Origin of the sequence: Amycolatopsis sp. NBC_00348 (assembly GCF_036114655.1) — a bacterium.
Classification (GTDB): Bacteria; Actinomycetota; Actinomycetes; order Mycobacteriales; family Pseudonocardiaceae; genus Amycolatopsis.
The window spans coordinates 687,216-700,811 of the sequence record NZ_CP107994.1 but is presented as its reverse complement, the minus strand read 5'-3'; the positions used below and the strand labels follow the sequence as shown (position 1 = coordinate 700,811).

The window sequence follows — 13,596 nt, the reverse complement described above, 5'->3', positions numbered from 1 at the left end:
TGCCGGTGGATTTCAGCCGCGGGCCGCCGCGCCGGGCGCGGCCATTCCGCGCCACAGCAGATCCGCCAGGGCCGCCGCGTCCCGCCGCCACTGGCCGTTCGGGTCGAGGTGCAGCAGCCCGCCGAGCCCCCGCAGCACCGTCACCGGATCCAGGTCCGCGCGGACCACGCCCGCCTCGGTGGTCGCCGCCAGCAGCGTCGAGACCGCGCCGACCATCGCTTCGTACGCGCTCGCCGGCAGTTCGCCGCGTGACGCCGTCGCCGCGCGCAGGGCGTCCGCCAGCCCGCGTTTCGTCATCATGTAGTGCGCCAGGTGGTCCGTCGCCCAGACGCGGAACGCCTCCGCCGGCGCGTACTTCTCCAGCAGCACCGGGACGACGTCGACCAGGTGGCGCACCTCTCGTTCGTAGACCGCCAGGATCAGCGCCTCCGGCGTCGGGAAGTGCCGGTACACCGTGCCGACGCCGACTTCGGCGTGCTTCGCGATCGCGTTGAACGAGACCTCGCCCGTCGCGGCGAGCGACTCGCCGGCCGCGACGAGGATGCGCTCGTGGTTGCGCCGGGTGTCGGCGCGCCGGGGGCTGACGGAACCCGTAGAGCCTGCCGCGCCGCTCGTCATCGTCCCTCCCGGTGGTGGATCCGTTCGCCGGTAATCTAGTGCAGCGCCGCCCCGGCCTGGAGCAACTCCAGCTTTCGGGTTCGTTGCGAGCCGGATTGTAATCCGCTAACCTCGCGAAAAGGTGAAGCGGATGAGTATCCGGTACACCACGCTCCCACCACGCCGCCAGCTCCCCACCCGGACGATCCGCGGAAAGAGACCAGTGGACATCTCACTCGAAGTCAATGGCAGTACCGAGCACCTGGACGTCGATCCCGGCGTGACCCTGCTCGACGCGCTGCGCGAGCGCCTCGACGTCACCGGCCCGAAGAAGGGCTGCGACCGGGGCCAGTGCGGCGCCTGCACCGTGCACGTCGGCGGCCGGCCCGTGCTCTCGTGCCTCACCCTCGCCGCCACCGTGCAGCAGCCGGTGACCACCGTCGAAGGACTGTCCACAGGGGACGACCTGCACCCGGTGCAGCGGGCCTTCGTGGACCAGGACGCGCTGCAGTGCGGGTTCTGCACCTCCGGCCAGATCATGTCGGCGGTCGCGGCCGTCGAGCAGGACGTCACCGACGTGCGCGAGTTCATGTCCGGCAACCTCTGCCGGTGCGCGGCCTACCCGAACATCGTCGCGGCGGTCCAGCAGGCGAGGCGGGTCGATGCGTCCCTTTGAGCTGACCGCGCCCACCACCCTCGACGACGCCCTCGCCACGCCCGGCACCTTCCTCGCCGGCGGCACGACGCTCGTCGACCTGATGAAGCTGAACGTCCTCACCCCGCGCCACGTCCTCGACATCAACAACGTCCCGTTGCGCGGCATCGACACCACCGATGGGCTGCGCTTCGGCGCGCTCGAGCGGATGAGCGACATCGCCACGCACCCCGGGGTGTACCCGGCGATCTCCCGCGCGCTGCTGCTGAGCGCGTCGCAGCAGCTACGGAACATGGCCAGCATCGGCGGGAACCTGCTGCAGCGCACGCGCTGCTCGTACTTCCGCGACGTCGCCACGCCGTGCAACAAGCGCGTGCCCGGCAGCGGCTGCCCGGCGCTCGAAGGCGCCAACCGGATGCACGCGATCCTCGGCAGCAGCGACTCCTGCGCGGCGACGCACGCGAGTGACGTCGCCGTCGCCCTGGTCGCGCTCGACGCCGAGCTGCGGCTGGCCGGCCCGGACGGTACCCGCACGGTGAAGCTGGCCGAGTTCTACCGGCTGCCGGGCGACACGCCCGAGGTGGAGAACGACCTGCGCACCGGCGAGCTGATCACCGAGGTCGTCGTCCCCGAGCTGGCCTGGGCGGCGAACTCCACCTACGTCAAGGTGCGCGACCGGCAGTCCTACGAGTTCGCGCTGTGCTCCGCCGCCGTCGCGCTGGACGTCCGGGACGGCGTCATCGCCGACGCCCGGATCGCCGCGGGCGGCGTCGGCACGGTGCCGTGGCGGCTGCCCGCCGTCGAGGACGCCCTGCGCGGCAAGCCCGCCACGCAGGCCACCTTCGAGGCCGCCGTGTCCGGCGCGGCCGACGGCGCCCGGCCGCTGTCCGAAAACGCTTTCAAGGTGCCGCTGCTGAAGCGGACCCTGATCCGCGCCCTGCTCGAGCTGACCGAGGGGACCGCCCGATGACCGCCGCCCGTCTCGACGCGCCGGTGAAGGTCACCGGCCGGGCCAAGTACGGCGCCGACCACAACGTGCCCGGCATGGTCTACGGCTACGTCGTGCTCAGCACGGCCGCCCACGCCGAGCTCGAAGCCATGGACGTCACGGCGGCGAAGAGCGCGCCCGGCGTGCTCGGCGTGTACTCCCCGTTCGACCCGCTGGAGCTGCGCACCCCGGTCTCGCCGCTGTTCGGTGAGACGTGGGTGCCCATGCAGGACAAGGAAGTCGCCTACTACGGCCAGGCGATCGGCTTCGTCGTGGCGGAGACCTTCGAGCAGGCCCGCGACGCGGCGATGCTCGTCGAGGTCACCTACCGCGCCAAGCCGGCGCTGACGTCGCTGGAAGACGGCCTCGCCGCGGCGGAGGACGCCCCGCCGGGCCGGGACGGCACCCCGTCGACGTTCGAGGTACTCGAAGACGGCGTCGAATCCTTCGACGACGCGCTGGCGGGGAGCCCGGTGATCGTCGAAGCGACCTACCACACGGCGACCCAGAACCACGCCGCGATGGAGCCGCACTCGGCCGTCGCGGTCTGGGACGACGGCGAGCTGACCGTCTACAGCGGAAACCAGGGCGCGCACCTGCAGGCCCAGGAACTGGCGAGCGCGCTGCAGCTGGACGTCGCGGCCGTGCACGCGCTGAACCCGTACGTCGGCGGCGCGTTCGGCGGCAAGGGCCGCACCTCGGCGCCGGCGTTCCTCGCCGCCGCCGCGGCCCGGGCGCTCGACCGGCCGGTGAAGGCCGCGCTCACCCGCGAGCAGGTGTTCACCGCGACCGCGGGCCGCGCGGCGACGGTCCAGAAGATGACGCTCGGCGCCGAACGCGACGGCACGCTCGTCGCCCTGCGCCACGACTCCTGGTGCAGCACCGACATCCACCGCGCGTTCGTCGAGCCGACGTCGCACGGCACGTCCCGCGAGTGGTACGCCACCCGCAACCTGCACATCAGCCAGAAGGTGGTGCCGCTGAACATCCCGCCGACGACGTTCATGCGGGCCCCCGGCGAGGCACCCGGGTCGTTCGCGCTGGAGAGCGCGATCGACGAGCTGGCCGTCGCGCTGGACATGGACCCGATCGAGCTGCGCATGCGCAACAACTCGACCGCGCCGCCCGGGCACGACCTGCAGTGGTCGAGCAAGCACCTCGACGAGTGCTTCCAGATCGGCGCGCAGCGGTTCGGCTGGGAGCACCGCAAGCCGCACGGGCACACCGACGGCGACTGGGAGGTCGGCCTCGGCACGGCCACCGCGATGTTCCCGGCCCTGCGCTTCCCGACGACCGTCGGGATCACCCTGCAGGCCGACGACACCGCCGTCGTCGCGACGAGCGGCGCGGACCCCGGCACCGGCCTGCTGACCGTGCTTTCCCTGGTGGGCGGCGAATCGCTGGACATCGCGCCGGAGAAGATCGTGCCCAAGCTCGGTGACTCGTCGCTGCCGCCGGGTGGGCTCTCCGGCGGCTCGACCGCGACGGCGAGCGTCGGCACGGCCATCATGATCGCCGCGACCAAGGCCATCGACGAGCTGGTGGCGCTGGCGGCCGACCCGGGCGCGCCGTTCGCGGGCGCCGAGGTCACCTACGCCGACGGCCGCGTGCTGGCCGACGGGAAGTCGATGACGTTCGGCGAACTGCTGCGCGCCGTCGGCCGGACGTCGCTGGACGTCACGGGCTCGTCGGCTCCCGGCGAGGAGCTGACGAAGCACTCCTTCAGCTCCTTCGGCGCGCAGTTCTGCGAGGTGCGCGTGCACAAGTGGACGCGAGAGGTGCGGGTGTCGCGGATGCTCGGCGTCTTCGACACGGGCCGGATCATCAACGCGCGGGCGGCCCGCAGCCAGCTCATGGGCGGGATGATCTGGGGCGTGTCGGCCGCGCTGCACGAGGGCCTGGAGGTCGAGGCGAACGGCCGGCTCGCCAACGGCGACTTCGCGAGCTACCTGCTCCCGGTGAACGCGGACATCCCGGAGGTCGACGTCCACTTCGTCGAATACCCGGACACGCTGCACAACGCCGTGGGCGCCAAGGGGCTCGGCGAGATCGGCACGGTCGGGATGGCCGCCGCCGTCGCCAACGCCGTGTACAACGCCACCGGCGTCCGGGTCCGCCACATCCCGATCACCATCGAGGACCTGCTGGCGGAGGCCCAGTCGAAGTAGCGATCCCGGCGGCCGCTCCCCGATGACACGCTCGACGTCGTCCGGGAGCGGCCGTCGTCGTTTCCGCGGTACGGCAGCAAGTGTGTCCACAAAGGATACATCGCGGCCGGGCGCCGGTCCGGCGACCTCGCGTGGTGTCACCGAGCGGTGCCGGAAAGTCACGTCCATCTGCTGAGTTGCGCACCAGGACTCACCTCTCCGGGACAGCCGGCCCCGCCGTTACCCTTCCGCGACGATCACGGGCCGATTCGCCCATGACGCGGCCCCTCCACAGTCCTAGGCTGACGGGCGACACCGAGGAGTCCCCCGAGAATGCTGATCGACGACCTGGCCGCCGCCCTGCCGGCCGACCGCCTGGTCCGCGACCCGGACGTGCTGCGCAGCTTCGCCCACGACGAGGCCGAATGGGCGCCCTGCGCGCTGCCCGTCGTCGTGGTCCGGCCGCACACCGCCGAAGAGGTCCAGACCGTGGTGCGCCAGTGCATCCGGCACCGCGCGCCGCTGGTCACCCGCGGCGCCGGCACCGGGCTCTCCGGTGGCGCGAACGCCGTCGAAGGCTGCGTGGTGCTGGTGACCGACCGGCTGCGCGCCATCAAGGAGATCGACGAGCAGGAACGGCTCGCGGTCGTCGAGCCCGGCGTGGTCAACGACGACCTGCGCGCCGCCTGCGCCGAGCGCGGGCTCTGGTACCCGCCGGACCCGGCGAGCTCGCCGTGGTCGACGATCGGCGGCAACGTGGCGACCAACGCCGGCGGCGTCTGCTGCGTCAAGTACGGCGTCACCCGCGACTACGTCCTGGCGATGCAGGTCGTGACCGGCACCGGCGAGCTCGTCCGGCTCGGCCGCCGCACCGCGAAGGGCGTGGCGGGCTACGACCTGACCGGGCTGATGGTCGGCTCCGAAGGCACCTTGGGCGTCATCACCGAGATCACCGTGCGGCTGCGCCCGGCGCGGGCCGCCGAGCGCACGGTGGCCGGCTACTTCGACACGACGGTCGCGGCCGGGGAGGCCGCCGCGTCGGTCGCGGCCCGCGGCGTGCTGCCCTCGGCGCTCGAACTCGTCGACCGGCACTGCCTCGCCGCGGTCGACGCGTGGAAGAACATGGGCCTGAGCACCGACGCGAACGTCGTGCTGCTCGGGCGCACCGACGCACCCGGCGCGCAGGGCGAACACGAAGCCGCCGTGCTGCTCGAATGCTTCGAACAGGCCGGTGCGACGTGGGCCGCCCAGTCGACCGACCAGGCCGAGGCGGACGCGCTGTTCGACGCCCGGCGCCTGGCCTACCCGGCGCTGGAACGGCTCGGGCCGGTGCTCACCGAGGACGTCTGCGTGCCGACGCGGGCCGTGCCCGAGATGCTCGCGCGGATCGACCGGGCCGCGCTGCGCCACGACGTCGTGATCGCCAACATCGCGCACATCGGCGACGGCAACCTGCACCCGCTGCTGGTGACCCCGCCCGGCGACGAGACCGCGCGCAAGAACGCCCAGGCCGCGTTCGACGACATCATCGCCGACGCGCTCGACCTCGGCGGCACGGTCACCGGGGAGCACGGCGTCGGCCTGCTCAAGCAATCCGGCCTGACGCGCGAGCTCGGCCCGGCGGTGCTCGAGCTGCACCGCGCGGTCAAACGGGCGCTGGACCCGCACCAGATCCTCAACCCCGGCAAGGTTTTCCACGAAGGGACCCCCGCATGACCGAGCCCGTCGTCCCCACCACGTCCGGCGCGGTCCGCGGGGAGCTCACCGCCGCCGGCGTCGCCCGGTTCCGCGGCGTGCCGTACGCCGCCGCGCCCGAGGGCGAGCTGCGGTTCGCCGAGGCCGTGCCGGCACCGCCGTGGGAGGACGTGCGCGACGCGCGCAGACCGGGGCCGACCGCCCCGCAGCGCCACCGCGACTTCCCGGGCCTCGACCTCGGCCCGATCGTCGGCCCCGGCTGGCGGCCGGGGCCGGAGTACCTGACGGTCGACGTCTGGACGCCGGACCCCGGCGCGGCCGGGCTGCCGGTGCTCGTGTTCGTGCACGGCGGCGCGTTCATCGGCGGCACCGGCTCGGCCTCGGTCTACGACGGCACGGCGTTCGCGCGGGCCGGGGCGATCCTGGTGACCGTGCAGTACCGGCTCGGCGTCGACGGGTTCCTGCCGCTGGACGGCGGCGTGACGAACCTGGGCCTGCGCGATCAGCTGGCGGCGCTGCGGTGGGTGCGGGAGAACATCGCGGCGTTCGGCGGCGACCCCGACAACGTCACCCTGGCCGGCGAGTCCGCCGGCGCGGTGAGCGTCGCGTGCCTGCTCGCCTCGCCGCTCGCGACCGGGCTGTTCCGCCGGGCCATCGTCCAAAGTGGACACCCCGACATGGTGCGCGGCGTCGTCGAGGCGCGGCGGCTCGCCCGCGTCGTCGCCGACGAGCTGCGCGTCGAGGCGACCGCCGAGGCGTTCCGCAAGGTGTCGACCGAGCAGCTGCTCGACGCCCAGGACGCGGTGCTGCGCCCGGGTGGCGCGCCCGACCTGCGCGACGCGCTGGGCTACGACCGCGGCTACGGGATCAGCCCGTTCCTGCCGATGGTCGGCGACGACGTGCTGCCGCAGCACCCGGGCAAGGCGATCAAGGCGGGCGCGGGGGCCGGCGTCGACCTGATCGTCGGCAGCTGCCGCGAGGAGATGCGGCTCTACCTGGTGCCGACCGGCGTGCTCGAAGCCGTCACCGACGACCAGGCCGTCGCGTCGCTGGCCGTGTCGCACCCCGACCCGGCCGGCGTCCTGCAGCGCTACGGCCTCGGCGGCGACCGCGTGGCGGGCGAGGTGCTCGTCGACGCGCTGACCGACCTGGTCTTCCGCGACTCGGTGCGGGACCTGGCCGAGAACCACGCCGGGCGCACCTACCGCTACGAGTTCGAGTGGCGCTCCCCGCTGATGGACGGCCGGCTGGGCGCGTGCCACGGGCTGGAGCTGCCGTTCGTCTTCGACGCGCTCGACGTGCTGTCCGGGCCGCGCGGCCTCCTCGGCGAGCACGCGCCCCGGCAGCTGGCCCACGACCTGAACGGCGCCTGGTACCGCTTCGCCACCACCGGCTCGCCGGGCTGGCTGGCCTACACCGGCGAGGACACCACATTCCACGCGGGGGCCACCTACTGATCACGTCCCGGCCGCCCGCTCGTACGGCGGGCTTTGGTCCACCAGGGCAGACTTGTCAGCCGGACGGTTGACTGTGCCCTGGCCGCGCTGTCAGGCTCAGGCCGCCCGGACGGCCGGATGAATGGGGACATCGATGCCCGAGGCGGGCTTTGGCGCGCCGCCGCGCGCGTACGTCCGCACGCTGCTGCGCAACGGCACGCCCGTGGAGACGGCGGACCCGGACGCCGACGGGGCCGACCTCGCCGCGGTCGGCGCCGCGACGCTCGCGCGGGCCTCGCGCTACTGGGTCGTCGTGCCGCTGGCCTACCGGATCGCGACGTTCATCAAGGTGTTCATCGGGTACACCGCCGCCAACGGCTCCCTCGGGCTGGGCCCGGTGCTCTCGGCCACGGTGTTCGCCGTCGTCGTCAACACCGCCGCCGTGGTGTGGGTGCTGCGGGCCGGCGGCCTGCGGGGCCGCGTCACCGGCCGCGCCCTCGCGCTGGACCTGGCGATCGGCGTGGCGCTCAACTTCGCCGTCGCGGTGAGCGCCCCGGCCGCGGTGCAGCCGTTCGCCGTCGACGTCACCTGGACGTGGCTGGTCGGCGCGGTCGCGATGTGGGCGGGCACCTCCGGCATCCCGACGGCGCTCTGGCTGTTCGCCGCGGCCCTGCCGCTCCGCTCGGCCCTCACCCTGGCCGGCGGCCTCCCGCTGGACGACCCGCTCGTGCTGACCCGGTCGGTCGGCTGCATGATCGCGCTCGCGGTCGCCATCGTGCTCGGCGCGGGCATCCTCATCCTGCTCGGCGTCGGCACCCGGTTCGCACTCGACATCGGGCTGCGCCGCGGGCGCGAGGCCGAGCGCCACCGGACCCGGCGCATCATGCACGACAGCGTCCTGCAGACCCTCGAAGCGCTGGCGATCTCGGCCCCCGGCGACGACGCGCAGGCCGTCGCCCGGCTCAAGGAGCTGCGCTCGGTCGCCAAGGCCGAGGCGGCCGAGCTGCGCCGGAAGATCACCGAGCCCGTCCAGTCCGGTTCGTCGCGCGGCTTCGCCGTCGAGCTCGCCGACGTCGCGACCGAGATGGCCCGCGACGGCCTGCGCACCCAGCTCGTCGCCGCGGACTTCGCCGACGACGACCAGCTCTCGCAGGACCGCCGGACCGCGATGTGCGAGGCGGTCCGGGAAGCGTTGCGCAACACCGTGAAGCACTCCGGGACCAAGCAGGTCGTGCTGCGTGTGGAGGAACGCGACGGCGGGATCGCCGTGGTCGCGCGGGACCAGGGCCAGGGCTTCGACGTCCAGGACCGCCCGCCCGGCTTCGGCATCACCCAGTCCATCATGGCGCGGCTGGCCGAGGTCGGCGGCCGCGGCACGGTCGACTCGCAACCGGGCCGCGGCACCCGCGTCACCCTGTGGGTGCCGAGCTAGGCGTCCCGCGACAACGGCCTTGCGCTGCCGGGCAAGACCGCGGGCCGCCGCGCGGCGCACGATGCCGGGGCATCGGTGCCGCAGCGGAGGAGACGTCCATGGCCGGATCGGAAGCGGGCGCCCTGCGCCGGGACGCCCTCGGCACGCCGGGGGTGGTGTTCCTCGTGCTGGCCGCGGTCGCCCCGCTCACCGGCATCATCGTCGTGGCCTCGCTCGGGATCGCCCTCGGCGACGGCGGCGGCATGCCCGGCGCGTTCCTGCTCGCCGCGGTGATCCTGGTGCTCTTCGGTGTCGGCTACGCCCAGATGAGCAAGGTCGTCGTCGGCGCGGGCGGGTTCTACGGCTACGTCACGCGCGGGCTGGGCCGCCCGCTCGGCCTGGTCGCGGCGCTCGTCGCGCTCCTGGGCTACAACTGCTTCGTGGCCGGCGCGGTCGGCACAAGCGGGTTCTTCACGGCCAACGTCGTCGAGCAGGTCTTCGGGTGGCACACGCCGTGGCCGCTGTGGAGCCTCGTGTCGGCCGTCGCGGTGTTCGCGCTCGGGCGGCGCGGGGTCGACGTCAGTGCGAAGGTGCTCGGGGTGTCGCTGGTGCTCGAGGTGTCGATCCTGCTCGTGCTCGACGTCGCGATCGCCGTCCGGACCGGCCTGGACGTCCACGCCTTCCACCCCGGCGTGGTGTTCTCCGGCTCGGCCGGGATCGCCTTCCTGTTCGCCTTCAACGCTTTCGTCGGGTTCGAGGCGACCGGCCTGTTCAGCGAGGAGGCCCGCGACCCGCACCGGACGATCTCCCGCGCGACCTACGCCGCGATCGTGCTGATCGGCGTCTTCGCCGCGGTCACGACGTGGGCGGTCGTCAGCGCGACCGGCGTCGAGCAGGCCGGGGCGGCCGCGCGGGACCACCTCTCGGCGGGTGACCTCGTGTTCTCCATCAGCGGCACCTACCTGGGCCCGGTCCTCACCGACGTGATGATGCTGCTGCTGGTCGTCAGCCTGTTCGCCGCGCTGCTGGCGCTGCACAACTCCGCGACGCGGTACCTGTTCGCGCTCGGCCGCGCCCGCGTGCTGCCCGCCGTCCTCGGCCGGACGAACCCCGGGAACGGCGCGCCGTACGTGGCCAGCGGCACGCAGATCCTCTTCGCCACGGCGATCGCGGCGGCCTACGCGCTGGCCGGGCTGGACCCGCTGGCCGACCTCACCGCCAGCATGACCGGCATCGGCACGCTCGGCATCATCACGCTGCAGGCCATGGCCGGGATCGCCGTGGTCGCGTTCTTCCGCCGCCGGCGCGACCCCCGCCTCTGGCGCACGGCGGTGGCGCCCGCGCTCGGCGGCCTCGGCCTGATCGCCGTGACGACCCTGGCGATCCTCAACTTCCCCACCCTCGCCGGCTCCGACGCGCCGGCGATCGCCCTGCTGCCGTGGCTGCTGGCGGTGGCCCTGGTCGCCGGGCTGGCCCTGGCGGCCTGGCTGCGACGCCGGCGACCGGACGTCTACGCGGGCCTGGCCGACCTCGACGGCTGACCCGGCGGGCGTTGGCCAGATCCCGGCGCTATCTGGCATTCCAGCCACTCCCGGTGTCGCGGGCGGGCCGATAACTTCGGCTCGTCCCCGCACGACCGAGGAGTTCCGTGTCGAAGTTCCTGCTTTCGGTGCACGTCCTGGCGGCGATCCTGGCCGTCGGCCCGGTCGCCGTCGCGGCCAGCATGTTCCCCGCGGCCGTGCGCCGCGTCGCCGCCGGTGGCGATCTCACCACGGTGACCGTGCTGCACCGGATCTGCCGCGTCTACGCCTACGTCGCCATCGCCGTGCCGGTGTTCGGCTTCGGCGTCGCGGGCACCATGCACGTCATGGGCGACCCGTGGCTGATCGTGTCCATCGGGCTGACCGCGGTCGCGGCCGCCGTGCTGGCGTTCGTGGTGCTGCCCGGACAGCGGCGTCAGCTGGCCGCACCCACGCCGGGCACCGTGGGCCGGCTGGGCATGACGACCGGCGTGTTCAACCTGCTCTGGGCCGCGGTCACCGTGCTGATGATCGTCCGGCCCGGCTCGTCGACCGGCGCCTGACTCAGGCCGGCACCCGCACCGCGACGAAGTCCGGCCGGTGCCGCAGGACGAACCCGAGCGACCGGTAGAGCCGGATCGCCGAGGTGTTGCGCGCGGCCGCGTGCATCATCGGCGTCTCGCCGCGCTCGCGGATGCCGAACGCGACCGCGTGCACGAGCCGCGTCCCCAGGCCCTGCCCGCGGAACGCCGGGTCGGTGCAGACGGCGCTGATCTCGGTGTAGCCGGGCGGGTGCAGCCGCTCCCCGGCCATCGCCACGAGCGCGCCCTCGCGCCGGATCCCGAGGTAGGTGCCGAGCTCGACGGTCCGCTTCCGGAACGGCCCGGGCTGCGTCCGCGCGACGAGGTCGAGCATCTCCGGCACGTCCGCGGGCCCCAGCCGCACGGCTTCCGGGTCTTCGGCGGCCGCGACCCCCTCGTCGACGAGCTGCACCCCCGGGAGCGCCTCGATCACCTCCCACCCGGCAGGCGGCCGGGCGAAGGTGGAGGCGACGACCACGGTCGCCCCGGGCCCGCCCAGCGTCGCGACGTCGCGCCAGTCCTGCTCCCCGGGGTCGTCGGGCAGCCCCAGGAAGGGCGCGACGTCTTCCGGGTACCGCAGCACGCGCCCCTGCCGCTCGGCGAAGCGGGCGTGCGGCCCGGCCAGCGACGTCCAGGTCGGGTTGTCCAGCGGAGAAGACATGCGCTACCTCGGGGGTTCCGGCTCGGGGTGATCACCCGCCAGGATGCGTCGAAAGCCCCGCCGCGCGCCGCCGCTCCCACATCGTGAGCGCGCGCTCAGCCGACCGTGGTCAGCTCGTCGTCCGAGAGCACCTGGCCGCCGTCCGACACCACGAGCCTGCCGCCGCCGACCTGGTAGCTGTACTGGCCGTTCACCGCGACGAAGCCGTCGCCCGAGGGCTGGGCCGGCAGCGTGATGTGGGTGTCGTCCGACGCACCCTGCCCGCGGGCCTGGCCGTCGTAGAAGATCCGGCCGTCGGGGGTCTTGCAGACCGTGACGACGGACTTGACCGTCTCCCCCACGAGCAGCGCCGTGCCCGCGCCGCCGGGCAGGTAGCGGGCGGCGTCACCCGGGCACGGCTTCCCGGCCGGGGTGGACGACGTCGACGGCGGGGCCGACGTTGACGACGGAGCGGACAGCGCGGGCGGGGCGGGCGGGGTGACGCCGTTCGCGGTCGTGACGACCGTCTTGGTCGTCGGCACCGCGGGTGTCGTGTACTGCGGGAACGGCCCGGACGCGGCCGGGGAGGGCTTCGGGCGCCCGGCGAACAGCAGGACGCCGGTCACCGCGACGGCGGCGACCACCATCAGGGTGAGCAGCACCCACAGCGCCCGCGCGCGGGCCCGGCCGGGGGCCAGGCTCGCGCAGGTGCCGCACCGCTGCGCGGCGGCGTCGTTGACCGCGCCGCACTGCGCGCACGTCCAGGGGGAACCCGCCATCGGGCCTCCTTCGGCCCCGGCGCAGTCTCGGGCACGCCGGTCCTCCATCGTCACCGACGACGGCGCCGGCTGCAACGCCCCGGATCGGGCTAGTGCCCGATGTTCACCATCCACGGGATGCCGAACTTGTCGATGCAGCAACCGAATTCGTCGGCCCACGCCTGCTTTTCGAACGGAACCGTCACGGTGCCGCCCGCGCTCAGCTTGTCCCAGTAGGTCCGCAGGTCGTCGGCGTCGTCCCCGCTGAGGCTGACCGTGATGTTCGTGCCCGGGTGGTATTCCATCCCTTCGGGGGTGTCGGACGCCATCAGCGTGTAACCGCCGTCGGTGTCCAGCTGCGCGTGCATGACCTTCTCGGCCTCCGGCCCGTCGGGGGCGCCGAATGACCCGAACGTGTGCACGGTGAGCTTGCCCCCGAACACCGTCTCGTAGAACTCCATGGCCTGGCGGGCGTTGTCCTCGAAGCTCAGGTACGGGTTCAGTCGGGAAGCCATGGCGCTCTCCTTCGGTCGGAAGATGCAGCATCCTCGCAGAAGCCCGTGACCACGCCAAACGCGAAATTTTCAGACGACGAAGCGGCGGTGCGCGTGCGGTTCCAACGGGAGCGAGCCGTGCAGCGCGGCCCGGGCGCGCAGCTCCAGCGCGCGGTCCAGGGTGCCCGTCCCGGGCGCCGCCGCGGCGTGGAAAGTGCCGCGTCCGAACAGGTACACCAGCTGCAGCCGGCCGTCCCGGCGGCCGTCCGGGTCGGCGAACTCGACGCTCGCGAAGCGCAGCGCGCCGCCGTAGCCGGCCCGCGCCAGCCGGTCGGCGACGTCCACCAGGTCACCGGTCAGCACGCGCAGGTCGCGGTTGCGGCGCCAGCAGCGGACCGTCGAGCGGCCGTAGAGGTCCTGGGTCACCAGCGGGTGCACCGGCAGCTTGGCCGACGTCGCGGCGAGCAGCTCGGCCTCGGTGCGGTCCAGCGCGTCGCCGTCCACCTTGAAGCTCAGCGTGCCGCCGCCGGTCGGGATCAGGCCGAGCGCGCCGCGCACCCGCGGAGCGGCCGCGGCGAGGCTGTAGAGGGACTGCAGGTTCGGGCGGGAAGTCCAGCAGCGGACGAGTTTGCTGTCCAGCAGGGTCACGGGCGGGGTGTCCATTCTCCGGTCGA

At 73.6% G+C, this 13,596-nt stretch carries 13 protein-coding genes; 8 read left to right on the top strand and 5 right to left on the bottom strand.

The annotated features are described in order from the left end of the window. Window positions 1–12: 12 nt before the first annotated feature. Window positions 13–618 (bottom strand): TetR/AcrR family transcriptional regulator, encoded by a 606-nt coding sequence (locus OHS58_RS03375; protein WP_326951362.1) that lies wholly within the window; start codon window positions 616–618, stop codon window positions 13–15. A gap of 202 nt (window positions 619–820) precedes the next feature. On the opposite strand from OHS58_RS03375, the gene OHS58_RS03370 reads away from it, so the two are divergent. The 8 genes from OHS58_RS03370 (at window position 821) to OHS58_RS03335 (ending at window position 11,012) form a co-directional block, all read left to right on the top strand. Then, window positions 821–1,273: a (2Fe-2S)-binding protein gene (locus OHS58_RS03370; RefSeq protein ID WP_247064444.1), complete on the top strand. Its 453-nt coding sequence runs from the start codon at window positions 821–823 to the stop codon at window positions 1,271–1,273. Beyond that, window positions 1,260–2,222 carry an FAD binding domain-containing protein gene (locus tag OHS58_RS03365; protein ID WP_328647085.1) on the top strand — a complete coding sequence of 321 codons (963 nt, stop codon included), beginning with the start codon at window positions 1,260–1,262 and terminating at the stop codon, window positions 2,220–2,222. The genes OHS58_RS03370 and OHS58_RS03365 overlap by 14 nt, the downstream gene beginning before the upstream one ends. Continuing rightward, window positions 2,219–4,408, top strand: a complete 2,190-nt coding sequence (locus OHS58_RS03360) for a xanthine dehydrogenase family protein molybdopterin-binding subunit (RefSeq protein WP_328647084.1) — start codon at window positions 2,219–2,221, stop codon at window positions 4,406–4,408. The genes OHS58_RS03365 and OHS58_RS03360 overlap by 4 nt, the downstream gene beginning before the upstream one ends. A gap of 312 nt (window positions 4,409–4,720) precedes the next feature. Then, window positions 4,721–6,103 (top strand): FAD-binding oxidoreductase, encoded by a 1,383-nt coding sequence (locus OHS58_RS03355; RefSeq protein ID WP_328647083.1) that lies wholly within the window; start codon window positions 4,721–4,723, stop codon window positions 6,101–6,103. Next, entirely contained in the window at window positions 6,100–7,539 is a 1,440-nt protein-coding gene (locus tag OHS58_RS03350; RefSeq protein ID WP_326951916.1) for a carboxylesterase/lipase family protein, read from the top strand. Before OHS58_RS03355 ends, OHS58_RS03350 begins: the two co-directional genes overlap by 4 nt. A gap of 133 nt (window positions 7,540–7,672) precedes the next feature. Continuing rightward, a complete protein-coding gene (locus tag OHS58_RS03345) occupies window positions 7,673–8,950 on the top strand; it encodes a sensor histidine kinase (protein ID WP_326951367.1) in 1,278 nt (425 codons plus the stop codon). 98 nt (window positions 8,951–9,048) lie between these two features. Further along, window positions 9,049–10,470 (top strand): APC family permease, encoded by a 1,422-nt coding sequence (locus OHS58_RS03340; RefSeq protein WP_328647082.1) that lies wholly within the window; start codon window positions 9,049–9,051, stop codon window positions 10,468–10,470. A gap of 107 nt (window positions 10,471–10,577) precedes the next feature. Next, complete coding sequence (locus tag OHS58_RS03335; protein ID WP_328647081.1) at window positions 10,578–11,012, top strand: hypothetical protein; 435 nt, start codon at window positions 10,578–10,580, stop codon at window positions 11,010–11,012. Window position 11,013: 1 nt separating this feature from the next. On the opposite strand, the gene OHS58_RS03330 is transcribed toward OHS58_RS03335, so the two are convergent. The 4 genes from OHS58_RS03330 to pspAB all read right to left on the bottom strand — a co-directional run bounded on the left by OHS58_RS03330 (window position 11,014) and on the right by pspAB (window position 13,585). Next, window positions 11,014–11,691 carry a GNAT family N-acetyltransferase gene (locus OHS58_RS03330; protein WP_326951913.1) on the bottom strand — a complete coding sequence of 226 codons (678 nt, stop codon included), beginning with the start codon at window positions 11,689–11,691 and terminating at the stop codon, window positions 11,014–11,016. A gap of 95 nt (window positions 11,692–11,786) precedes the next feature. After that, the gene (locus tag OHS58_RS03325) at window positions 11,787–12,449 is read right to left on the bottom strand and encodes a hypothetical protein (RefSeq protein ID WP_328647080.1); all 663 of its coding nucleotides are present in this window, start codon (window positions 12,447–12,449) and stop codon (window positions 11,787–11,789) included. 89 nt (window positions 12,450–12,538) lie between these two features. Further along, on the bottom strand, window positions 12,539–12,943 hold the full coding sequence (locus OHS58_RS03320) for a VOC family protein (protein ID WP_247054401.1): 405 nt from the start codon (window positions 12,941–12,943) through the stop codon (window positions 12,539–12,541). 69 nt (window positions 12,944–13,012) lie between these two features. After that, a complete protein-coding gene (gene pspAB, locus OHS58_RS03315) occupies window positions 13,013–13,585 on the bottom strand; it encodes a PspA-associated protein PspAB (protein ID WP_326951373.1) in 573 nt (190 codons plus the stop codon). Between the last annotated feature and the right edge of the window lie 11 nt (window positions 13,586–13,596).

Bases quoted from the DNA above. Each gene is read 5' to 3' on its own strand.
- OHS58_RS03375 (WP_326951362.1), bottom strand. From the start codon at position 618: ATGACGAGCGGCGCGGCAGGCTCTACGGGTTCCGTCAGCCCCCGGCGC.
- OHS58_RS03365 (WP_328647085.1), top strand. From the start codon at position 1,260: ATGCGTCCCTTTGAGCTGACCGCGCCCACCACCCTCGACGACGCCCTC.
- OHS58_RS03360 (WP_328647084.1), top strand. From the start codon at position 2,219: ATGACCGCCGCCCGTCTCGACGCGCCGGTGAAGGTCACCGGCCGGGCC.
- OHS58_RS03355 (WP_328647083.1), top strand. From the start codon at position 4,721: ATGCTGATCGACGACCTGGCCGCCGCCCTGCCGGCCGACCGCCTGGTC.
- OHS58_RS03350 (WP_326951916.1), top strand. From the start codon at position 6,100: ATGACCGAGCCCGTCGTCCCCACCACGTCCGGCGCGGTCCGCGGGGAG.
- OHS58_RS03345 (WP_326951367.1), top strand. From the start codon at position 7,673: ATGCCCGAGGCGGGCTTTGGCGCGCCGCCGCGCGCGTACGTCCGCACG.
- OHS58_RS03340 (WP_328647082.1), top strand. From the start codon at position 9,049: ATGGCCGGATCGGAAGCGGGCGCCCTGCGCCGGGACGCCCTCGGCACG.
- OHS58_RS03330 (WP_326951913.1), bottom strand. From the start codon at position 11,691: ATGTCTTCTCCGCTGGACAACCCGACCTGGACGTCGCTGGCCGGGCCG.
- OHS58_RS03325 (WP_328647080.1), bottom strand. From the start codon at position 12,449: ATGGCGGGTTCCCCCTGGACGTGCGCGCAGTGCGGCGCGGTCAACGAC.
- OHS58_RS03320 (WP_247054401.1), bottom strand. From the start codon at position 12,943: ATGGCTTCCCGACTGAACCCGTACCTGAGCTTCGAGGACAACGCCCGC.
- pspAB (WP_326951373.1), bottom strand. From the start codon at position 13,585: ATGGACACCCCGCCCGTGACCCTGCTGGACAGCAAACTCGTCCGCTGC.